This window comes from Mesorhizobium sp. WSM4307, assembly GCF_007003945.1.
Lineage (GTDB): Bacteria > Pseudomonadota > Alphaproteobacteria > Rhizobiales > Rhizobiaceae > Mesorhizobium.
Genome location: NZ_VFTB01000002.1, coordinates 539,415 through 560,042 on the forward strand (window position 1 = coordinate 539,415; position 20,628 = coordinate 560,042).

Annotated in this window: 19 protein-coding genes; 13 read left to right on the forward strand and 6 right to left on the reverse strand. The window is 63.5% G+C overall.

The window, feature by feature from the left end:
* The first annotated feature begins 95 nt into the window (after nucleotides 1-95).
* On the forward strand, nucleotides 96-3,470 hold the full coding sequence (locus FJV83_RS06270) for a DUF3971 domain-containing protein (protein WP_142884724.1): 3,375 nt from the start codon (nucleotides 96-98) through the stop codon (nucleotides 3,468-3,470).
* Between the two features lie 6 nt (nucleotides 3,471-3,476).
* On the opposite strand, the gene tyrS is transcribed toward FJV83_RS06270, so the two are convergent.
* Entirely contained in the window at nucleotides 3,477-4,730 is a 1,254-nt protein-coding gene (tyrS, locus tag FJV83_RS06275) for a tyrosine--tRNA ligase (protein ID WP_095788095.1), read from the reverse strand.
* Between the two features lie 306 nt (nucleotides 4,731-5,036).
* Here tyrS and FJV83_RS06280 point away from each other — a divergent pair, with 306 nt between their 5' ends.
* The 4 genes from FJV83_RS06280 (at nucleotide 5,037) to FJV83_RS06295 (ending at nucleotide 8,647) form a co-directional block, all read left to right on the forward strand.
* Nucleotides 5,037-5,771 carry a glycosyltransferase family 2 protein gene (locus FJV83_RS06280; RefSeq protein WP_095788096.1) on the forward strand — a complete coding sequence of 245 codons (735 nt, stop codon included), beginning with the start codon at nucleotides 5,037-5,039 and terminating at the stop codon, nucleotides 5,769-5,771.
* Entirely contained in the window at nucleotides 5,764-6,096 is a 333-nt protein-coding gene (locus tag FJV83_RS06285; protein WP_010909058.1) for a lipid-A-disaccharide synthase N-terminal domain-containing protein, read from the forward strand. Before FJV83_RS06280 ends, FJV83_RS06285 begins: the two co-directional genes overlap by 8 nt.
* 40 nt (nucleotides 6,097-6,136) lie before the next feature.
* Complete coding sequence (locus tag FJV83_RS06290) at nucleotides 6,137-7,786, forward strand: glycosyltransferase family 39 protein (RefSeq protein WP_185973284.1); 1,650 nt, start codon at nucleotides 6,137-6,139, stop codon at nucleotides 7,784-7,786.
* Between the two features lie 126 nt (nucleotides 7,787-7,912).
* Nucleotides 7,913-8,647: a phosphatase PAP2 family protein gene (locus FJV83_RS06295; protein WP_246691808.1), complete on the forward strand. Its 735-nt coding sequence runs from the start codon at nucleotides 7,913-7,915 to the stop codon at nucleotides 8,645-8,647.
* 12 nt (nucleotides 8,648-8,659) lie between these two features.
* Here FJV83_RS06295 and FJV83_RS06300 read toward each other — a convergent pair whose 3' ends face one another.
* Both FJV83_RS06300 and FJV83_RS06305 read right to left on the reverse strand, forming a co-directional pair.
* Entirely contained in the window at nucleotides 8,660-9,310 is a 651-nt protein-coding gene (locus FJV83_RS06300; RefSeq protein WP_095770375.1) for an FMN-binding negative transcriptional regulator, read from the reverse strand.
* A 21-nt stretch (nucleotides 9,311-9,331) separates the two neighbouring features.
* The gene (locus FJV83_RS06305; RefSeq protein ID WP_027046762.1) at nucleotides 9,332-10,006 is read right to left on the reverse strand and encodes an alpha/beta hydrolase; all 675 of its coding nucleotides are present in this window, start codon (nucleotides 10,004-10,006) and stop codon (nucleotides 9,332-9,334) included.
* A gap of 240 nt (nucleotides 10,007-10,246) precedes the next feature.
* Here FJV83_RS06305 and FJV83_RS06310 point away from each other — a divergent pair, with 240 nt between their 5' ends.
* The 7 genes from FJV83_RS06310 (at nucleotide 10,247) to sufA (ending at nucleotide 17,325) form a co-directional block, all read left to right on the forward strand.
* Nucleotides 10,247-11,410 (forward strand): cysteine desulfurase family protein, encoded by a 1,164-nt coding sequence (locus FJV83_RS06310; RefSeq protein WP_142884839.1) that lies wholly within the window; start codon nucleotides 10,247-10,249, stop codon nucleotides 11,408-11,410.
* Nucleotides 11,411-11,600: 190 nt separating this feature from the next.
* Entirely contained in the window at nucleotides 11,601-13,118 is a 1,518-nt protein-coding gene (gene sufB / locus FJV83_RS06315; RefSeq protein ID WP_095770374.1) for a Fe-S cluster assembly protein SufB, read from the forward strand.
* A 27-nt stretch (nucleotides 13,119-13,145) separates the two neighbouring features.
* Nucleotides 13,146-13,901, forward strand: a complete 756-nt coding sequence (gene sufC / locus FJV83_RS06320; RefSeq protein ID WP_015318168.1) for a Fe-S cluster assembly ATPase SufC — start codon at nucleotides 13,146-13,148, stop codon at nucleotides 13,899-13,901.
* 25 nt (nucleotides 13,902-13,926) lie between these two features.
* Complete coding sequence (gene sufD / locus FJV83_RS06325; RefSeq protein WP_142884722.1) at nucleotides 13,927-15,195, forward strand: Fe-S cluster assembly protein SufD; 1,269 nt, start codon at nucleotides 13,927-13,929, stop codon at nucleotides 15,193-15,195.
* A gap of 4 nt (nucleotides 15,196-15,199) precedes the next feature.
* Complete coding sequence (locus FJV83_RS06330) at nucleotides 15,200-16,444, forward strand: cysteine desulfurase (RefSeq protein ID WP_095770884.1); 1,245 nt, start codon at nucleotides 15,200-15,202, stop codon at nucleotides 16,442-16,444.
* Between the two features lie 5 nt (nucleotides 16,445-16,449).
* Nucleotides 16,450-16,842, forward strand: a complete 393-nt coding sequence (locus tag FJV83_RS06335; protein ID WP_095770883.1) for an SUF system Fe-S cluster assembly protein — start codon at nucleotides 16,450-16,452, stop codon at nucleotides 16,840-16,842.
* A 102-nt stretch (nucleotides 16,843-16,944) separates the two neighbouring features.
* Nucleotides 16,945-17,325: a Fe-S cluster assembly scaffold SufA gene (gene sufA / locus FJV83_RS06340; RefSeq protein WP_013532156.1), complete on the forward strand. Its 381-nt coding sequence runs from the start codon at nucleotides 16,945-16,947 to the stop codon at nucleotides 17,323-17,325.
* Nucleotides 17,326-17,478: 153 nt separating this feature from the next.
* Here the strand turns inward: sufA and FJV83_RS06345 are convergent, their stop codons facing one another.
* On the reverse strand, nucleotides 17,479-17,976 hold the full coding sequence (locus tag FJV83_RS06345) for a GFA family protein (protein WP_095788100.1): 498 nt from the start codon (nucleotides 17,974-17,976) through the stop codon (nucleotides 17,479-17,481).
* A gap of 89 nt (nucleotides 17,977-18,065) precedes the next feature.
* Between FJV83_RS06345 and FJV83_RS06350 the strand changes: the two genes are divergently transcribed.
* Nucleotides 18,066-18,389, forward strand: coding sequence for a TfoX/Sxy family protein (locus tag FJV83_RS06350; protein ID WP_095770372.1), 324 nt, complete (start codon nucleotides 18,066-18,068; stop codon nucleotides 18,387-18,389).
* Nucleotides 18,390-18,571: 182 nt separating this feature from the next.
* On the opposite strand, the gene FJV83_RS06355 is transcribed toward FJV83_RS06350, so the two are convergent.
* Entirely contained in the window at nucleotides 18,572-19,489 is a 918-nt protein-coding gene (locus FJV83_RS06355) for a pseudouridine-5'-phosphate glycosidase (RefSeq protein WP_142884721.1), read from the reverse strand.
* 72 nt (nucleotides 19,490-19,561) lie between these two features.
* Nucleotides 19,562-20,506 (reverse strand): carbohydrate kinase family protein, encoded by a 945-nt coding sequence (locus tag FJV83_RS06360; protein WP_095770371.1) that lies wholly within the window; start codon nucleotides 20,504-20,506, stop codon nucleotides 19,562-19,564.
* Nucleotides 20,507-20,628 lie beyond the last annotated feature (122 nt).

A 20,628-nucleotide genomic window follows, 5' to 3' on the forward strand; every position in this document is an offset into this window, starting at 1 on the left:
ATCGATGCCCTTGTTTGAGGTTACGCGCGACGCAACACCGATATAGTGTCGACCGGGGATTCGTCCACGAGCGAATTTGTACAACGGAAGATTGCGTGGATCAGGAGCAACCGCAGCACGAGAAGATCCGGTTCAGGCGTGACGAGATCACCGACCTGGGGGCTTTGCCATCCGCGTGCCGCGTTCCACCACTCGGCCAGGCGTCGATCGGCCGCGGCTTCCGCATCCTTTCGCGCGTGTTCGCCGGCATGGTCGCGTTCGTGTTGCTGGCCGCGGTCGTTGTCTATCTGGTCGGAGCTTCCGGGATCGGCTCCGAGCGGCTTCGGGCGGAAGCGGAGACCGCGATCGAGAAACTCGCCGGTGTCGATGTCAACGTGGCGGTCGGGCCGGCGCGCGTCACGCTCGACAGTTCGAGCTTCGTCGCGCTTCAGGTCAGCGACGTCAGCCTGAAGACATCAGACGACAAACCGATGGCGGATGCTGGCCGCGTCCGCTTCGGCATGCGCCTAATCCCGCTTCTTTGGGGAGAGGTGCGGCTGACCAGCGCCAGGATATCGGATGCTCACATCGTTGTGGCGGCGATGCCGTCCGGCGGCGACTGGACAGCGCAATTGCGCAATGAGGACGGCCTCGTCGATCCGGAGAGACTGTCCGACGCGCTGTTCGGCAACATACATCGCGCGCTCGACGCCGTGCGGGAAGATTCGATGCGCCGGATCGATCTCAGCAATGTCGAATTCGTGCTGCCAGACGCAGGGGCGATCAAGCTGGTCAAGATCGCCGACGCCACCGTCGTACAATCGGGGCCGGGCGCCGTGGAGTTTTCCTCAGAGGCGGATGTCGACGGCAGGAAGGTCACGGTTGCCGCCTCCGCCACCCGAGATGTCGCCGCCCATCGCGTCACGGCGCTGACTGCGAGCGTCGATCTGTCATCTGCCGACGCCACCGGCGCCGGGAAGCTGGGCGCGATCGCGTTGAAGCTGACGGGAGCGGAAGGATCCGGCACCAATGAATCACGGCTGACGGCCTCTCTGTCGTCCGCCGGGTCGGTGCTCGATTTTGGCACGCGCGGCTTGCTGCCTGCCGATGTCGATGTCGATGCGACGCTTGTCCATGGCAGCAACAAGATCCAAGTCGACAGGCTGTTGCTGAAATCCGGCCGGTCCTCTTTCAATTTCGGCGGCTCGATAGGGCCAAAGCCGGCGACAGGGGCGGCGGGCGAGGAACCGTCCTACCGCTATGACCTGACCAGCGACGGTTCGACCCTGGCGCCATCGGAATCGCCCGAGCCAGCGCTGACCTTCCTCGCCCGCATCGCCGGCGTCTATCAGACCAGGAGCCATAAATTGGTGGCCGAGCAGATCGCGGTTCGGTCCGCCGCTGCCGGCGAGGTACTCGGCACCGCGGCCGTGGCTTTCGTTGACGGCAAGGCCCCCGGGATCAATCTGGCGCTCAACGTGCATGACATGCCGGTCTCGCACGTCAAGCAGCTGTGGCCGTGGTTTTCGGCGCGCAATGCGCGGCTCTGGGTGCTGGACAATCTATTCGGCGGCCGCGTCGTCGATGCCAACCTCCAGTTCCAGGTCGTGCCGGATCGCCTCGGCAACGGCGTGCCGCTTTCGGCCGACGAGGTGTTCGGCCGCTTCCAGATCGAAGGCTCGCGTTTTGACACGGCCGGCCGCATCCCGCCGATACGCGACGCGGTCGGCGTCGTCGCCTTCCATGGCAATGACGTCGACATTTCGCTCTCCTCGGGCACCGTCTTCATGCCCAGCGGCCGCACCGTGGCGGCCAGCAACGGTACGCTGGCGGTCAAGGCGGCGAACCGCCCGCCGGTCATCGGTGCACTCGACATCGATGTGGAAGGCGAGGCGCCGGCTGTCGCCGAACTCGCCTCCTACGAGCCGATCAACGCCATGCGCCATGTCGGCTTCCTGCCGGAGGATCTGTCCGGCAGCGTCACTGGCCATGTCCGGGCGGATATTCCCCTGCAGTCCGGCGTCGATACGTCGAAGCTCGACTGGCTGGTGTCGCTCGACTACACCGGCCTGTCGCTAGCCAAGCCGTTCGAGGGACAGACCGTGACGGATGCCGACGGCTCGATCACCGTCGACCCGGAAAAGGCGGTGATCTCCGCCAAGGCAGCGCTCAACGGCATTCCGGCCGAACTCGACCTTATCGAGCCGTTGGCGGACAACGGGCCGGCGCGCAGCCGCAAGGTGGCCCTGGTGCTCGACGACAAGGTCCGTGCCGCGGCCATGCCCGGCCTGACGCCGCTGCTTGGCGGAACGGTGAAGGTCGCGATCGACAAGAGCGGCAGCGGCAACCAGAACGTCTCGGCCGACCTGACCAATGCCAGGCTGGACATTCCCTGGGCCGGCTGGAGCAAGGGGGCAGGGGTTCCCGCCAACGTCACCTTCGTCATGACCAAGGCCGGCGACACCACGACACTGTCCGATTTCAACCTCGACGGCAAAACATTCTCCATCGACGGCAGCATCGTGCTGGTCAACGGCGCCCTGTCGTTGGCCAAGTTCGGCAAGGTCACCTTGAACCGGGGTGATGACGTCGCGATTTCGGTGAAGCGCTCGGGCAAGGGCTACGCCGTCGACATAAACGGCAACGCGCTCGACGCCCGTTCGCTCATCAAGCAGTTCACCTCCGATGTGGACACCGCGACCAAGACGACCGGAACGGACAACATTTCCGTCAGCGCCGACGTCGACCAACTCACCGGCTTCCATGACGAGCAACTGTCCAATTTGAAGCTCGACTACAGCGCGGCCGGCTCAAGGGTGAACGGGCTGAAGGTCAGCGCCACGGCAAGTTCGGGCGCGGCTATCACCATCAGCAACACTACCGGCGACGGCCGGCGCTCGCTCAACGTGAAGTCGGCGGACGCCGGCGCGATATTGAGGTTCCTGAACGTCTACGAGCACATGGAAGGCGGCTCGATCATGCTGGCGCTGACGGGAGCCGGCGACGGGCCGATGACGGGCAAGGTCGACACCAGCAACTTCTTCATCGTCAACGAACCGAAGCTCGCCTCCATTGTCTCGACCACGCCGGCCGGCGACAACCGCAGTCTCAACCAGGCGGTCAAGGGCAATCTCGACACATCGCGGGTCAAGTTCGAACGCGGCTATGCCGAGATCGAGAAAGGCAGCGGCTATCTGAAGCTGGCCAATGGCGTGCTGCGCGGTCCGCGCATCGGCACGACGTTCCAGGGCATCCTCTACGACCAGAACAACAATATGGACATGACCGGCACCTTCATGCCGGTCTATGGCCTCAACCGCATCTTCGGCGAATTGCCCATCGTCGGCGCGCTGCTGGGCAACGGCCGCGACCGCGGCCTGATCGGTGTCACTTATCGGCTCAGGGGCAATGCCAACAAGCCGGTGCTTGACGTCAACCCGCTCTCGGTGATCGCGCCGGGCATCTTCCGGTCGATTTTCGAGTACCGGTGAACGGCCTCAGGCCGGCCGCACCAGAACGTGTTTTTTCTTGCCGAGTGAAAGCTTTACGACGTTTTCCGGACTCAGATCCTGAAGCGTGACCATGCGGCGGTCGTCATTGACCGACTGGTCGTTGATGCGAACCGCGCCGCCCTGTATGTGGCGCCGCGCCTCGCCATTGGACGATGCCAGCCCGGCCGTGACCAGCAGCGACAGGATGCCGACGCCGGCTTCGAGTGCCGCCTTGTCGGCCCCGACGGTCGGCAATGTCTCGGCGAGCGCCCCCTCCTCGAAGGTCTTGCGCGCGGTTTCCTCGGCCTGGTTCGCCGCTTCGCGGCCGTGGACGATTGCCGTCGTCTCGGTGGCCAGGATCTTCTTGGCCTCGTTGATCTCGGAGCCGCCGAGGGCGGCCAGGCGCGCGATTTCGTCGAGCGGCAGGCGGGTGAATATCTTCAGGAAGCGCTCGACATCGGCGTCCTCGGTGTTGCGCCAGTACTGCCAGAAATCATAGGGCGAGAAGAGGTCGCCGTTGAGCCATACCGCACCCTTCGCCGACTTGCCCATCTTGGCGCCCGACGATGTCGTCAGCAGCGGCGTGGTCAGCGCGTAAAGCTGCGGCGTGCCCATGCGATGGCCGAGATCGACACCGTTGATGATGTTGCCCCACTGGTCCGATCCGCCCATCTGCAGGCGGCAGTTCTGGCGCCGGGCGAGCTCGACGAAATCATAGCCCTGCAGGATCATGTAGTTGAATTCGAGGAACGACAGCGATTGCTCGCGGTCGAGCCTGAGCTTGACGCTGTCGAAGGTCAGCATGCGGTTGACGGAGAAATGCCGGCCGACATCGCGCAGGAACTCGACATAATTGAGCTTCATCAGCCAGTCGGCATTGTTGACCATGATGGCGTCGTTCGGGCCGTCGCCGAAGCGCAGGATGCGGCCGAAGATGCGCTTGATGCCCTCGATGTTGGTGGCGATCGCTTCCGGCGTCAGAAGGCTGCGCTGGTCGTCGCGGAAGGACGGGTCGCCGATCATCGACGTGCCGCCGCCCATCAGGGCGATCGGCCGGTGTCCGGTTTCCTGCAGCCAGTAAAGCATGGTCGCCGAGATCAGATTGCCGATATGCAGGCTGGTGGCGGTGGCGTCATAGCCGACATAGGCGGTGACCGTTTCCTTGGCGAAAAGCTGGTCGAGGCCGGTCTCATCCGAAATCTGGTGGATGAAGCCGCGCTCGCTCATCGTGCGCAGGAAATCGGATTTGAAGGCAGGCATGTTTTCTTTCCCGAAAGGGTCCGCCCGGTCCGGCCCGGGCATATGTGAACGGGCGCGTTTAGCATCCAAGCGCGATCAGCAAAAGTGGAATCCGGTTTTGCGTCAGATCGCGCGCCAACCATGAGGTCGCGATCAGCAAAAGTGGAATCCGGTTTTGCGGCCCGCGCGGATAATGCCGTCATGCTTGCTTCATCGTTTCGGCTGGCGTAATGAGGCGCCGCGCCAAAGGTTCTTGCAGCCCACGACCTCGAGCGGCACCGCACGGCATCCATCAATGCCACATTCGACGACAGAGCCCGACGCGACATGCCGGACGCATTGATATCCATTGTCATTCCTTGCAGGAACGAGGCGGCAAACCTGCCGCTCTTGATCGACGAGATCGAGGCGGCGATGGCCGGGCGCGACTTCGAACTGATCATCGTCAATGACGGCTCGACCGACGAGACGGCTGCCGTGCTTGCCGAACAGGCGGCGCTTCGCTCTTTTCCGGTGCGGGAGTTGCGGCATCAGAAATCCGCCGGCCAGAGCCTTTCGGTGCGTTCGGGCGCCTGGGCGGCGCGCGGCGGCATCGTCGCCACCATCGACGGCGACGGCCAGAACGATCCGCAATACATTCCGGTGCTGGTCGATGCCTTGCGGCAGGCCGGTCCTGATTTCGGCGCCGCCCAGGGGCAGCGCCTCAAGCGCCGCGACAGCAAGGTCAAGCAGCTGGCGTCGCGCTTCGCCAACTGGCTGAGAAACGCCATCCTGCATGACGAGACGCGTGATACGGGCTGCGGCCTGAAGGCTGTCCACACCGATATCCTGCGCAAACTGCCCTTCTTCGACGGCACGCACCGCTTCGTCCCAGCCCTGGTCATCCAGGAAGGCTATCGCGTCGTGCATTGCGATGTCGTCGACCGCTCGCGCCGTCACGGCAAGTCGAACTACGGCATTTTCGACCGTGGCCTGCAGGGCGCGCTCGATCTCGGCGGTGTCTGGTGGCTGCGCCGCCGACGCCGCAGGATGCCAAAAGTAGAGGAAATCAAGCGTGTTTAACGTGCTTCAGGAACTGGGGACCTGGCTTCACCAGGTTTTCATCAAGCAATTCGATGCGTGGATCCTGCTCGGCTTCGTTGCGCAGTTCTTCTTCACCATGCGCTTCGTCGTGCAATGGCTCGCCTCGGAAAAGGCCAAGCGCAGCGTCGTGCCGGTGGCCTTCTGGTTCTTCTCCCTGTTTGGCGGCGGTCTGCTTCTGATCTATGCCATCCAGCGCCAGGATCCGGTGTTCATCGCTGGCCAGGCCATGGGCATGTTTATCTACATCAGAAATCTCTGGCTGATCGCCAATGAGCGCAAGGCGGCGATGACCAAGGTCGATTGAGCGGCCCGTCACGTCGAAAAATGGTTAGAGAGGCTGATGCATGGCGTTGAACAGGAACTACCTTCTCCTTTTCCTGTTCAGCCTGGTGATGACGCTTTCGGGGCTGGCATCGCTGCCGCCGATCGACCGGGACGAGTCGCGCTTCGTCCAGGCGACCAAGCAGATGGCCGAGAGCGGCGACTATGTCGACATCCGCTTCCAGGAGGCCTCGCGCTACCAGAAGCCGATCGGCATCTACTGGCTGCAGTCGGCGGCGGTGACGCTGAGCGGCAAAGGCGCCGAGGCGCCGATCTGGGTCTATCGCACGATCTCGGCACTGGGCATTGCCATTGCGGTGCTGGCGATCGTTTGGACGGGGACCAATCTTTTCGGCGCCAATGCCGGTATTGCCGCCGGCCTGGTGATGGCCGCGATCTTCGCCACGGCCTTCGAAGGGCGCGACGCCAAGACCGATGCGATGCTGCTGGCCTGCTGCGTGGCGGCGCAAGGTGCGCTGGCGCAGATCTATCTCGCATCGCGCCGCAAAGAACCGGTCGCCGGCCATCTCTGGTGGATTTTCTGGATCGCGCAAGGCGCGGCGATCCTCATCAAGGGGCCGATCGCGCCGCTGCTGTCGGCGCTGACCATCGCGGTGCTGTTCGCCTTCGAACGTGACGGGCGCTGGCTGTCGAAGCTCAGGATCGGACGCGGCCTGTTGCTCGTCGTGGTGGTCGCGCTGCCCTGGCTTGCCGCGATCACCTGGAAAAGCCATGGCGCTTTCCTGCAGCAAGCCGTCGGCAAGGACATGCTCGGCAAGGTCGCGTCGGGCGAGGAATCACACGGCCTGCCGCCGGGCTTCTACATGCTGACCTATTCGCTGTTCATGTGGCCGTTCGGGCTGATCGCGGTCGGCGCCGGCCTCCAGGCCCTCAACCGCCTGCGCGACGATGTCAGGCTGCGCTTCTGCCTCGCCTGGTACATCCCGTTCTGGCTGGTGTTCGAGCTGATCCCGACCAAGCTGCCGCATTATGTGCTCCCGGCCTATCCCGGCATGGCGCTGCTGATCGGCTGGCTGCTGACATTGCAGCCCGAGGACGCCAATGCGCCGCTGAAGCGCTGGCAGCAGTGGCTGTGGTGGTCGACCGCCTTCGGCTTGGTCGTGGTCAGCCTTGGACTGGCGGCGGTTTGCATCGGGGCGCCGATCTATCTCACCCACAGCTTCTCCTGGTGGAGCATACCGGCGGCGGCCGCCGCATTGGGTACGGGCTATTTCGCGTTTTCGCGGCAGCTGCAGGTGCCGTTGCCCCGCATCGGAGCCACCGCGGCCTGTGCCGGCATCACCTATGCCTTGCTGTTCGGCGTCATCGCCCCATCGCTGAAACCGATCTGGCTGAGCCCGGCGATCAAGCAGGCGGTGCTTGCCAACAAGCCTTGCGACACGACGGTGCTGGCCTCGGCGCGGTATCAGGAGCCGAGCCTGGTGTTCCTGGTCGGCACGAAAACGGTGCTGACCGATGTCGGCGGCGTGGCGCAGCATCTGCTTGCCGATCCTGCCTGCGCGCTAGGGCTGGCGCCGATCGAGGACGAGCAGAAACTGAATGGCATGCTGTCGGTGCCAGGCAAATCGGTGAAACGGGTCGCGGAGATCGACGGCCTCAACTATTCGTCGGGAGACAAATTGTCGCTCGGCCTCTACCGTGTGGTCCCATGACGGCTCGTCGATGCCCATGACGGCAACAATGGGGTCGAATTCCCAATGCTCGTAGAATCGCGCCCTTCAGTTTCCGGTCGGCTCCTTGGGGTAGGGCGACGGTCCCTGAGCAATTTTCGCGACACCATGCGGATCGTGAGAGGGCGCTTTGCCACTCGTCCCGCGCGTTACCCCAACATCGCATGGCCGGTCTGCGTCGTCGTTTGGGTGTTGCTGACGGCGGCGGCCTTTGTTCGCCTCGATACACCGGCAGGGTTGGTCCATGGCCAATGGCCGGGAGCCGGGGTGGCTGAATTCCTCACCCAGTTCGCTCTCGGTGGCTGGTACCTGATCCCGTCGGCGCTTCTGCTCGTTGGGGCCAATCTGACCGATTGGCGCAGCCTTTCACGGCGATCGCTGATGCTCGTCTACAACTGGACTTGCCTAGCTTTTCTGGTGCTGAGCGCTGTCGGCCTGTCGGGCCTGCTGGTCAATGTCCTGAAATATGCGATCGGCCGGGCCCGCCCGCTCTACTTCCAGGATTTTGGCGTGCTCGCCCTGCACCCCTTCGCCTTTGACGCGCGCTTCGCCGGTTTTCCATCCGGCCATGCCACGACAATGGGGGCGGTGTTCGGCGTTCTCCTGCTTTTGTTTCCGCGGCGTTGGTACATCGCGCTGGTGATCACCGCCTGTCTCGCCTCGACCAGGGTTTTCGTCGGCGCGCACTATCCGAGCGACACGGTGGCCGGCTTCGGCCTTGGCTGCGCCTTCGCGTTGGCTTGCGGGCTGGTCTTTGCCCGGCTCGGCTTCATCTTCCGTCCGACGCCGTCAGGGTTGCCGGTCCGCAAGGCATCCTTCCGGCTGATTGCACCGGACAGATAAGTCTTTGCCGGATTAAATGTTGTCCAGGCCGCCGTAGGATCTTACCAGGCGAACCATGTCGGATGCGTCGGCGACTTCGCTTTCCAGTCCCTGCGCCACGCCGGTGCGATCGGCGACGGGGCGGTTCTGGCTGACCTTCCACTTGCCGTGGATCTCGCTGATCTCGATCTCCAGCCCGATAATGCCCTTGATCTGCGACTGGATGAAGGGCGGCGGCGCATCGGTCACTGCCCAGGGTGCCTCGCGGGCACCTTCCTGGGAATTGGTCAGATCGCCAATCTGCTGCGCCAGCCACGCCTGGTCGTCGATCACCTTTGCGGTGCCGCGCACCTGCACGATGGCATAATTCCAGGTCGGCACCACCTTGCCGGTCTCGCGCTTGGTCTCGTACCAGGAGGGCGTCACATAGGCGTCGGCGCCCTGGAAGACGATCAGCACGGGCGATGCCGGATTGTCGGCAATGAGGCGCCAGTGTGGGTTTGCCTTGGCCAGGTGAGCCCGCATTCTGCCGTTCGGCGCCGCTGCGGCGTCGAGCAGGAAGGGAATGGCGTTGGCGACCGGGCCGTCAGGCCCGTTCGAGATCAGCATGCCGAGCGGATGCGCCCTGATCAGTCCATGCAGCACGTCGGGCCGCGTTTCCTGGAAATGGGGAGGCTCGTACATCGGCGCTGGCGCCTTTCCTGCTTATCTCAGCCGCTTGGGCCGTGGATCGGACAATTCGCCCGCCAGCCGGCGATCGAGATAGTCGGCGCATTCCTCGATCAAAAGATCGGCGTGGTTGGCGAAGAAGTGGTTGGCGCCGGGCAGGGTCTTCTGCGTGATGGTGATGCCCTTCTGCGTGTGCAGCTTGTCGACCAGGCCTTGCACGTCCTTCGGCGGCGCCACCTTGTCGGCATCGCCATGGATGATCAGGCCCGACGACGGGCAGGGCGCCAGGAACGAGAAGTCATAGGTGTTGGGTTGCGGCGCGATCGAGATGAAGCCCTCGATCTCGGGCCGGCGCATCAAGAGCTGCATGCCGATCCACGAGCCGAACGAATAGCCGGCGACCCAGCAGCTCTTGGAATCCGGGTGCAGCGACTGGACCCAGTCGAGTGCGGCGGCGGCATCCGACAACTCGCCGGTGCCGTGGTCGAATTCGCCCTGGCTGCGGCCGATGCCGCGGAAATTGAAGCGCAGCGTGGTGAAATCGCGCTTCTGGAACATATAGAAGAGGTCGTAGACGATCTTGTTGTTCATCGTGCCGCCGAATTGCGGATGCGGATGCAAGACGATGGCGATCGGCGCGCTCTTTTCCTTGGAGGGCTGGTAGCGTCCCTCCAGACGGCCGGCCGGACCGGTGAAAATGACCTCAGGCATAAAATACTCCACTTGGGTAATACGAATGCGCGGCGCCCGGAACGGACCTTCCTCTGGCCTTGACGCAGGGCGAGCGTCTTCTTAGAAGCTAGTTTAGAACTATTCAAAACTGGGTGGCCAGACGTCGAGCCCGGCCACCCGCGCCGCAAGCCGCGTAAATAGGACGGCTCGCCTTGGAATTTCAAGGAAATAACGCCATACGACGACCGAATGGCTTCTGACGGGATCAACTGGACGAAAATGGCCGCAAAACGCGCCTATCTCGACTACAATGCCAGTGCGCCGCTGCTCCCAGCGGCGCGCGAGGCTATGGTCGCGGCGCTTGACGTGGCGGCCAACCCGTCATCGGTCCATACCGAAGGCCGCGCCGCGCGGCGCCTGATCGAGACGGCAAGGCGCGAGGTCGCGGCTCTGGTGAATGCGAGGCCCGAACATGTCGTGTTCACCTCCGGTGCGACCGAAGCTGCCTCGACGCTGCTGACCCCCGATTGGCAGATGGGGCGCGGCAGCGTGCGCATGAGCCGGCTCTACGTCTGCGAGGCCGATCATCCCTGCCTGCTGAATGGCGGACGCTTCCCGGCGGGCCAAGTGACGCGCATCGGCGTCGATGCCAACGGCATTGCCGACCTTGCCGCCTTGGCCGCCGCACTTGCAGGTCATGACAAGGCCGATGGTCTGCCGCTGGTCGCGATCCACGCCGCCAACAACGAGACCGGCGTGATCCAGCCGATCGCTCGCATCGCCGAAATCGTCAAGGCCGCGGGCGGCATTCTTGTCGTCGACGCCGTTCAGGCCGCCGGCCGCGTTTCCATCGACATGTCAGCGGGTTACGCCGATTATTTGATTCTGTCTTCGCACAAGATCGGCGGTCCCAAGGGTGTTGGTGCCATCGCCGCCGCCGCCGATCTGATGATGCCGAAGCCCCTGATCAATGGCGGCGGCCAGGAAAAGGGCCATCGCGGCGGAACCGAAAATCTCGCCGCCATATCAGGCTTTGGTGCCGCCGCGCGCGAAGCGCTGGCCGGACTGCCGGCGATCGATGCGGTGCGCCAGCGACGCGACGAGATCGAAGCGATCGTGAAAATGCTGGTGCCGGAGGCGGAAATCTTTGGAACCGACGCGCCAAGGCTTGCCAACACGACATTCTTCGCTATTGCGGGCATCAAGGCCGAAACCGCGCAGATCGCCTTTGATCTCGCCGGTGTGGCGCTGTCGGCCGGCTCCGCCTGTTCGTCGGGCAAGGTCGGGCCGAGCCACGTGCTGAAGGCCATGGGCTATGGCGACAGTCTTGGCGCCTTGCGCGTGTCGATCGGTGCTGCGACGGGCGCCGAGGACATTGAATTGTTCCGCACCGCGCTGTCGGGAATTGCCCAGCGCCGGGCGGGCAGGGAACAGGCCGCCTGAACGCGGTGAAAAAGGAATTCAGGCTTCGCAGCCTGGTAGAGCCGTGCGTTTGCAAGTGGCCGGGTGAATTTCCGGTCGAAACGCACTATATGGAACTTACGCCACTTCCGGCGCCTCCAGGGGCTGCCGTTGGCGGTGCCATAGTTTGAAAACTGCCGGGCCTTGACCCCGGCGTGGATGGAGAACGCATATGCCTGCTGTGCAGGACACGATCGATCGGGTCCGAAAGATCGACGTCGACCAATACAAATATGGATTCCAGACTGAAATCGCTGTCGACAAGGCTCCCAAGGGCCTGAGCGAAGACATCATCCGTTTCATTTCGGCCAAGAAGGACGAGCCATCCTGGATGCTGGAATGGCGTCTGGAAGCCTATCGGCGCTGGCTGACGCTGGACGAGCCGACCTGGGCGCGCGTCCACTATCCGAAGATCGATTTCCAGGACATCTACTATTATGCGGCGCCCAAGAGCACGCCCGGCCCGTCCTCGCTCAGCGATGTCGATCCCGAACTCTTGAAGGTCTACGAAAAGCTCGGCATTCCGCTGCGCGAGCAGGAAATCCTGGCCGGCGTCCAGAAGACCGATGCTTCCGATCTCGAGGAGCCCAGCGACAACGTCTACAAATCCGGCCGCGTCGCCGTCGACGCGGTGTTCGATTCCGTATCCGTCGTCACCACCTTCAAGAAGGAGTTGGCGCAGGCCGGCGTCATCTTCTGCTCGATCTCGGAAGCCATCCGCGAGCATCCGGAACTGGTGCGGAAATATCTCGGCTCGGTCGTGCCGACATCGGATAATTTCTACGCCACGCTGAATTCGGCCGTGTTCACCGACGGCTCCTTCGTCTTCGTGCCCAAAGGCGTGCGCTGCCCGATGGAGCTGTCGACCTATTTCCGCATGAACGAGAAGAACACCGGCCAGTTCGAGCGCACGCTGATCATCGCCGAGGAGGGGGCTTACGTCTCCTATCTCGAGGGCTGCACGGCGCCGCAGCGTGACGAGAACCAGCTGCATGCGGCGGTCGTCGAACTGGTGGCGCTCGACGATGCCGAGATCAAATATTCGACGGTGCAGAACTGGTACCCCGGCGACGCCGAGGGCAAGGGCGGCATCTACAATTTCGTCACCAAGCGCGGCGACTGCCGTGGCGACCGTTCGAAGATCTCGTGGACGCAGGTCGAGACCGGCTCGGCGATTACCTGGAAATATCCGAGCTGCATCCTGCGCGGCGACGATTCCTCAGGCGAATTCTATTCGATCGCCGTGTCCAACGGCTATCAGCAGGTCGATAGCGGCACCAAGATGATCCATCTCGGCAAGAACACGTCGAGCCGCATCATCTCCAAGGGCATCGCCGCCGGCTTCTCGCAGAACACCTATCGCGGCCAGGTCTCGGCGCACCGCAAGGCGACCAACGCCCGCAACTTCACCAATTGCGACAGTTTGCTGATCGGCGACCAGTGCGGCGCCCACACCGTGCCTTACATGGAAGCCAAGAACTCGACGGCGCAGTTCGAGCATGAGGCGACGACGTCCAAGATTTCCGAGGACCAGAAGTTCTACGTCATGCAGCGCGGCATTCCCGAGGAGGAAGCCATCGCGCTGATCGTCAACGGCTTCGTCAAGGACGTCATCCAGCAGCTGCCGATGGAGTTTGCCGTCGAGGCGCAGAAGCTGATCGGTATCTCGCTTGAGGGCTCGGTCGGCTGACCGGACAGATATTCAGGAAACAAAAGAATGCTTGAGATCAAGAACCTGCACGCCCGCATCGTCGATGACGGCACCGAAATCATCCGCGGCCTGAACCTGACGGTGAAGGCCGGCGAGGTCGCCGCGATAATGGGCCCGAACGGCTCGGGCAAGTCGACGCTGTCCTATATCCTCGCCGGCCGCGAGGACTACGAGGTGACCGAGGGCGACATCCTCTACAACGGCCAGTCGATCCTGGAGATGGATCCGGCCGAGCGCGCCACGTCGGGCATTTTCCTCGCCTTCCAGTATCCGATGGAGATACCGGGCGTGGCGACCATGGAATTCCTGAAGGTGGCGATGAACGAGCAGCGCAAGGCGCGCGGCGAGGAGCCGCTGAAGATCCCGGAATTCCTGAAGCGGGTGAAGGAAGCCGCCGCCTCGCTCAGCATGGACATGGCGATGCTGAAGCGGCCGCTCAATGTCGGCTTCTCCGGCGGCGAGAAGAAGCGCGCCGAGATCCTGCAGATGAAGCTATTGGAGCCGAAACTTTGCGTGCTCGACGAGACCGATTCCGGCCTCGACATCGATGCGCTGAAGATCGTTTCCGACGGCGTCAACGCGCTGCGCGCGCCCGACCGGGCGTTCCTGGTCATCACCCATTACCAGCGGCTGCTTGAACACATCGTGCCCGATAGCGTGCATGTGCTCTACAAGGGCCAGGTCATCAAATCCGGCGACAAGTCGCTGGCGCTCGACCTCGAGGCCAATGGCTATGCCGGCGTGATCGGCGAAGCCGCGTGAGATGCCAGAAGGCAAGGTCAAACTGATGAATATCCACACACAACCGCAGCGGACACCGGCCGAGACAGCGTTGATCGACGCGTTCGGCGACCGGCTGTCGCTGCTGCCGGGCGACGGCGCGGTGATGCTGAAGCGCGACGACGCGATCGAGGCGATCAAGCACGGCCTGCCGACGCGGCGCATCGAATCCTGGCACTATACCGATCTGCGCCGACTGTTGAGCGTGGTGCCGGATTTCGACCCGACCGCCATGGCCAAGGTTTTCGCGCCGATCGTCGAAGGCTCCGCCGTCCTGCCGGTCCTGAACGGCAAATCCCATGTGAAGGTACCGGTCCTTGACGGTGTCACCGTGCAAAGCCTGTCGGAAAAGCTGGTTGATGGCAGCATCGCGCCGGGGCTCGATCCCTATGGCAGCGACGATGCCATAGGCGCGCTGAACACCGCTTTCGTCGCCGACGGTTATTTTGTCGACATCGCCGATGGCACGGAACTTGAAAAGCCGATCGAACTGCAGAATGTGCAGGCCGGCGGCCAGACCCATGTGCGCTTGGCCGTTCGCGTCGGCGCCGGCGCCAAGGCCGTCATCGTCGAGCGTCAGGCGGGTGATGGCGCGGCGCTGGTCAGTTCGGTCAGCCAACTCGTGCTCGGCGAGGGCGCCGAGGTGACATGGCTGATCGTCCAGGAGCAGCCAGAGACGGCGACCCATCTGGCGCAGTTCAAGGCCCATATTGGCAAGAACGCGAAGCTGACGCTTTTCGTCATGAACGCCGGCGGCAAGCTCGTGCGCCAGGAGGTCATGGTCAAGACGACTGGCGAAGGCGGCGATTTCAAACTGCGCGGCATCAACCTTCTGGCCGGCGATACCCATAGCGACGTGACAATGGTGCTAGACCACACCGTGCCGCACACGACCTCGACCGAGATCATCCGCAACGTGGTGACGGGCAAGGCGCGCGGCGTCTTCCAGGGCCGCATCAATGTCCATCAATATGCGCAGAAGACCAACGCCAAGATGGCCTGCAACACGCTGCTGTTGTCGGATGATGGCGAGTTCTCGACCAAGCCTGAGCTCGAAATCTTCGCTGACGACGTCGTCTGCGGCCATGGCGCGACGGTGACCGAGATCGACCACGACCATCTGTTCTACCTGATGGCGCGCGGCGTTGACGAGAAGAGCGCCCGTGGCCTGCTGGTCAAGGCCTTCGTCGCTGAGGTGATCGAGGAACTGGACGACGAGACGATCGTCGAGGCGCTGGAAGCCAGGCTCGACGAATGGTTCGTAACGCACGGGTGAGATGATGAACGCTCCAGGCAAGATCGGAGATTTCTACGACGTCGAGGCGATCCGCCGCGACTTCCCGATCCTGTCGCGTGAAGTCTACGGCAAGAAGCTGGTCTATCTCGACAACGGCGCCTCGGCGCAGAAGCCGCAGGTGGTGCTGGACACGATCCAGCATGCCTATTCCCAGGAATACGCCAACGTCCATCGCGGCCTGCATTTCCTGTCCAACGCGGCGACCGACGCCTATGAAAAGGCGCGAGAGACAGTGCGCCGCTTCCTCAATGCGCCAAGCACCGACAACATCGTCTTCACCTCGAACACCACCTCCGCGATCAACACCGTCGCCTATGGCTATGGCATGCCCAATATCGGCGAGGGCGACGAGATCGTGCTGTCGATCATGGAGCACCACTCCAACATCGTTCCCTGGCATTTCATCCGCGAGCGGCAGGGCGCCAAACTGGTCTGGGTGCCGGTCGACGATCTCGGCGCCTTCCACATCGAGGAATTCGAGAAGCGGCTGACCGATCGCACCAAGCTCGTCGCCATCACGCAGATGTCGAATGCGCTGGGCACGGTGACGCCGATCAAGGAGATCGTGCGCATCGCGCATGCGCGTGGAATTCCCGTGCTGGTCGACGGCAGCCAGAGCGCCGTGCACATGCCGATCGACGTGCAGGATCTTGACTGCGACTTCTTCGTCTTCACCGGCCACAAGGTCTACGGGCCCTCCGGCATCGGCGTGCTCTACGGCAAGAAGGACATTCTCCAGGGCATGCGGCCCTTCATGGGCGGTGGCGAGATGATCGAGGAGGTGACGGAAGACATCGTCACCTACAACGAGCCGCCGCATCGCTTCGAGGCCGGCACGCCGCCGATCGTCCAGGCAATCGGGCTGGGTGCGGCCCTCGACTACATGGAAAAGATCGGCCGCGAGCGCATCGCGGCGCATGAGGAAGACCTCAAGACCTACGCGCATGAGCGGCTGCGCGCCATCAATTCGCTGCGCATCTTCGGCGATGCGCCCGGCAAGGGCGCGATCATCTCCTTCGAACTGCAGGGCATTCATGCCCATGACGTGTCGATGGTGATAGACAGGCAGGGCGTGGCAGTCCGTGCGGGCACTCATTGCGCCCAGCCGCTGTTGAAACGCTTTGGCGTAACCTCCACATGCAGGGCATCGTTCGGCATGTATAATACCAGGGCCGAAGTCGACGCCTTGGCCGAGGCGCTTGAAAAAGCGCGCAAATTCTTTGGGTGACGATCATGGATGATGCGAGCATCACTGCCGAGACCACTCCGGAACCCGCCGCCAACAGCGTCGTTTCCGCCACGGCCATTCCCGCCGACGAACTGGCGCGGCTGACCGACGACATCGTCTCGGCGCTGAAGACCGTCTACGATCCGGAAATCCCGGCCGACATCTACGAGCTCGGCCTCGTCTACAAGATCGACATCGAGGACGACCGCTCGGTCAAGATCGACATGACGCTGACCGCGCCGGGCTGCCCGGTGGCCGGCGAAATGCCCGGCTGGGTCGAAAACGCCGTCGGCGCCGTCGAAGGCGTCTCCGGCGTCGAGGTCAACATGACCTTCGACCCGCCCTGGTCGCCCGACCGCATGTCGGAAGAGGCGCAGGTGGCGGTGGGCTGGTACTAGCGTCGAGCTTGGTACACTTGCGCCAGGGGTAAAACTTCACCATTTTAGGTGAGGAATCATTCGGCAGGCCTTGAACCTGCATGGAATGGAGAAGGAAAGACAATGGGACGCTTTGCCGTCATCACGATGACCGAAAAGGCCGCCGACCGGGTGCGCGAGATCGTCGCCACGCGCGACAACGCGCACGGCATTCGCTTGGGCATCAAGAAGGGCGGCTGCGCCGGCATGGAATACACGGTCGACCTGGTGACCGAGCCCAACACCAAGGACGACCACATCGAGCGCGATGGCGCCCATGTCTATGTGGCGCCTGAGGCCGCGCTTTTCCTGTTCGGCACCGAGATGGATTTCGAGCAGACGACGCTGCGCACCGGTTTCACCTTCCACAACCCGAACCAGAGTTCGGCCTGCGGCTGCGGCGAATCCGTCGAACTGAAGCCGGCCGATCTCAAGGCATTGGCGGAAGCACGCGCCTCGGCCTGATCTCTCCTTCGCCCCGTTCACGGGGAGAAGGTGTCACGAAGTGACGGATGAGGGGCAGCGCCAGCGTATCCGGGTTCGCACCACACTTTCCAAAGTCTGCGCCGCCCCTCATCTGCCTGCCGGCATCTTCTCCCCGTAAACGGGAGAAGGACCTTACTCCACCCACATCCCCGTCCGCTTGTGCCAGTCGGCGATTGATTCCTCGGGATAGACATCGAACGTCTTGTCGCCCTTGCCGATATCGGGCTCGACCCAGTTCGCCTTGTATTTCAGCATCAGATGCACCTTTTCAGGCGGCTTCGGCAGGTCGCTGTCGATCGCCGAGGCGAAGGGATGCACAAGGTCCGGCCAGGTCGGGTCGTAAAGCCAGAGCGCCGAGCCGCATTTGCGGCAGAAATTGCGCTCGCCGGTCGAGACCTCGCAATTGGGATGCTCGTCGTCCTCGATCTCGGCGCGGTAGACGCCAAGGCTTCTCTTGCCCCGGATGTTCAGCGTTTGGTAATCGGCGCCGAGATTGATGGCGAAGCCGCCACCACCCTGCTGCTTGCGGCAGATCGAGCAGTAGCACAGCATGAACGGCACGGGCGTGTGGCTCTCCACCTCGAAACGCACGGCGTTGCAGCGGCAGGACCCCTTGAGCAGAAGCGGCATGACAAGAACTCCGATGGAATGGGCTTAACTTGTCAGCATGGTTCTGGTTGCGCGATGACAATGTCAAATGCCGGTGACATGATCGCGGCATGGACAATGAACGCATCGCCGAACTGTTCTCAGGGCTAGGCCCGGTCAGCATCCGCCGGCTGTTCGGCGGCAAGGGCATCTATTTCGACGGCGTCATCGTCGCCATCGTGCTGCGCGGCGAATTGCTGCTCAAGGCCGACGAGCAAAGCGCGCCCGATTTCGAAGCCGCGGGCTGCAAGCAATGGACCTATACCGGCAAGCGCCACGGCAAGCTGGTCGCCATGCCCTATTGGAGCATTCCCGACAGCGCCTTTGACGATCCCGACGAGATGGCGGTGTGGGCACGCCGCGCCTATGAGGCAGGGCGGCGCGCAGGCAAGTAGATCCCCGCAAGCGCGAGGCCCCTCATCCGGCCGCTGCGCGGCCACGTTCTCCCGCTGGGGAGAAGAGGAAAGCGCCGGCGCTGCAAGCTCCTCTCCCCTCGGGGAGAGGTCGGATTGCCCCGAATTGCTCTTTTGCAATTCGGTCTTGGCAATCCGGGTGAGGGGGCATTTGCCGCTTGAACCTACAGGGCCTTCGCAATCCCTGCCGCCAGCCGCGCATTGTTTTCGACCAGCGCGATGTTGGTCTTGAGGCTGCGGCCGCCGGTCAACTCCAGGATTTTTCCCAGCAGGAACGGCGTCACCGCCTTGCCGGTCACGTTGAGCGCCTCGGCGGCCTTTTGCGCGGCTTCGATGTAGCCGGCCATCTCCTCGGCCGGGATTTCCTGGTTTTCCGGCACCGGATTGGCGACCAGCATGCCGCCGCAGAGCCCCAGCGCAACCCTGGTCTGGTAGAAATGCGCGATCTCTTCCGGTCCGTGCAAGGTCAGCGGCGCGCGGAATGGCGACTGCCGCGACCAGAAGGCGGGCATCGTCTCGCAGCCATGGCCGACGACAGGCACGCCGCGCGTCTCCAGCACTTCCAGCGTCTTTTCGATGTCGAGGATGGCCTTGGCGCCGGCCGAGACGACGATCACCGGCGTGCGTGCCAATTCGTCGAGATCGGCGGAGATGTCAAAACTCTTCTCCGCGCCCTTGTGCACGCCGCCAATGCCGCCGGTGGCGAACACCTTTATCCCAACCATTTCAGCCGCGATCATGGTGGCTGCGACGGTCGTGCCGCCGGTGCGTCCTTGCGCGACGGCGAAGCCGAGGTCGGCGCGCGACAGCTTCATGGCGTCACCGGTCATGGCCAGCGATTCGCGCTCGCCGTCAGACAGGCCGATCTTGATGCGGCCGCCAACCACCGCGATCGTCGCCGGTACGGCGCCGCCGTCGCTGATGATCTTCTCGACATTGGCTGCCATGGCGCCATTGTCGGGGTAGGGCATGCCATGGGTGATGATGGTGCTTTCCAGCGCCACAACCGGGCGCCCGGCGGCCAGGGCTTGCGCCACTGGTGCGTGGATGTCGATGAAGGGGCGGGCGGTTTCGGGTCTCATCTGGATCTCCAACTCGCGGTGCGGCGCATGGGGGGCGCCCGGCAACACAGCGGCACTATGAATTTGCCGGTCTCATGCCACTTCCTGCGCGTCCGGCACAAGAGCCAGAGCTTCGGCGAAGCTCGCCGCGGTAAAATCGGGGATGGCGTCGGCGCTTTCGATGGCCAGCGTCGCCGCCGCGACGCCTTCGCGCAAGGCTTGGCGCAGCGGCAGGCCGCGCAGCAGGGCTGCCACCGTCGCACCCGCCAGCGCGTCGCCGGCGCCGGTGACGTCAGCGACTTTTCTCGGGGCAGGCGGTTGGATCGTAAAGGCGCCTGCTTCATCGAAACCCAGCACCGGCGCGCTGCCTGCCGTCACGACACCGCTGGCAAGGCCGCTGCATCGCAACCCGTCGACGACATCTCCTTCGGCCGCGTTTGCGTTGACGCCGGCCAGCGCGACGGCTTCGCGCCGGTTCATGAAGACCAGCGCCAGCGCGCTGAGCACCGGTATCAGCCGCACCACCTTGGCCGGCGAGATGGCAATGGCATACACCGGCTTGCCGGCCGCAAGCGAAACCAGCCGCTCCAGTGCCGCCGACGGCAGATTGGCGTCGCACAGGATGGCATCGGCGGCAGCGATCGCCTCGCGGACCTTGGAGCGCCGCATCTGCTTGGGAAACGCCAGATCGTAGAGCACCATGTCGGCAAAGCCGACGATCAACTCGCCCTCGCGATCGATCAGCGCGGTGTAGCTCGGCGTCGTGCGGTCGAGGAAGACCGCCGACAGGTCGGCGATGCCTGCCTCGGCGATGGCTCGCGAAATGGTGTCCGCCGCTGCATCGCCGCCGCGCATCGACATCAGCGAGCCCGATACGCCGCGCCGCACCGTGCTGCGCAGCGCGTTGAACACGCCGCCGCCGACGTCCTCGCGCATCGTGCCGGGATTGGACGCCGCCGGCACATACGTGCCTGACACCTGGCCGCGCCGGTCGATATGGGCGCCGCCCACGGCCAATATCTCTATGGATTTCACCATGCCGGCGATATGCCCTTTGTTATTGCAACTGCACAAGCGCTAGACTGCGTCATAGCCTTCGCCAGCAAGATGGCGATTCGGCGGATCGATACAACCGAGCAGCCTGGCCCAATGCGGGGTGC

Coding starts and splice junctions, on each gene's coding strand:
- tyrS (WP_095788095.1), bottom strand. CDS start 4,730: ATGCCTGCCTTCAAATCCGATTTCCTGCGCACGATGAGCGAGCGCGGC.
- FJV83_RS06280 (WP_095788096.1), top strand. CDS start 5,037: ATGCCGGACGCATTGATATCCATTGTCATTCCTTGCAGGAACGAGGCG.
- FJV83_RS06290 (WP_185973284.1), top strand. CDS start 6,137: ATGGCGTTGAACAGGAACTACCTTCTCCTTTTCCTGTTCAGCCTGGTG.
- FJV83_RS06295 (WP_246691808.1), top strand. CDS start 7,913: ATGCGGATCGTGAGAGGGCGCTTTGCCACTCGTCCCGCGCGTTACCCC.
- FJV83_RS06300 (WP_095770375.1), bottom strand. CDS start 9,310: ATGTACGAGCCTCCCCATTTCCAGGAAACGCGGCCCGACGTGCTGCAT.
- FJV83_RS06305 (WP_027046762.1), bottom strand. CDS start 10,006: ATGCCTGAGGTCATTTTCACCGGTCCGGCCGGCCGTCTGGAGGGACGC.
- FJV83_RS06310 (WP_142884839.1), top strand. CDS start 10,247: ATGGCCGCAAAACGCGCCTATCTCGACTACAATGCCAGTGCGCCGCTG.
- sufB (WP_095770374.1), top strand. CDS start 11,601: ATGCCTGCTGTGCAGGACACGATCGATCGGGTCCGAAAGATCGACGTC.
- sufC (WP_015318168.1), top strand. CDS start 13,146: ATGCTTGAGATCAAGAACCTGCACGCCCGCATCGTCGATGACGGCACC.
- sufD (WP_142884722.1), top strand. CDS start 13,927: ATGAATATCCACACACAACCGCAGCGGACACCGGCCGAGACAGCGTTG.
- FJV83_RS06330 (WP_095770884.1), top strand. CDS start 15,200: ATGAACGCTCCAGGCAAGATCGGAGATTTCTACGACGTCGAGGCGATC.
- FJV83_RS06335 (WP_095770883.1), top strand. CDS start 16,450: ATGGATGATGCGAGCATCACTGCCGAGACCACTCCGGAACCCGCCGCC.
- sufA (WP_013532156.1), top strand. CDS start 16,945: ATGGGACGCTTTGCCGTCATCACGATGACCGAAAAGGCCGCCGACCGG.
- FJV83_RS06345 (WP_095788100.1), bottom strand. CDS start 17,976: ATGCCGCTTCTGCTCAAGGGGTCCTGCCGCTGCAACGCCGTGCGTTTC.
- FJV83_RS06350 (WP_095770372.1), top strand. CDS start 18,066: ATGGACAATGAACGCATCGCCGAACTGTTCTCAGGGCTAGGCCCGGTC.
- FJV83_RS06355 (WP_142884721.1), bottom strand. CDS start 19,489: ATGAGACCCGAAACCGCCCGCCCCTTCATCGACATCCACGCACCAGTG.
- FJV83_RS06360 (WP_095770371.1), bottom strand. CDS start 20,506: ATGGTGAAATCCATAGAGATATTGGCCGTGGGCGGCGCCCATATCGAC.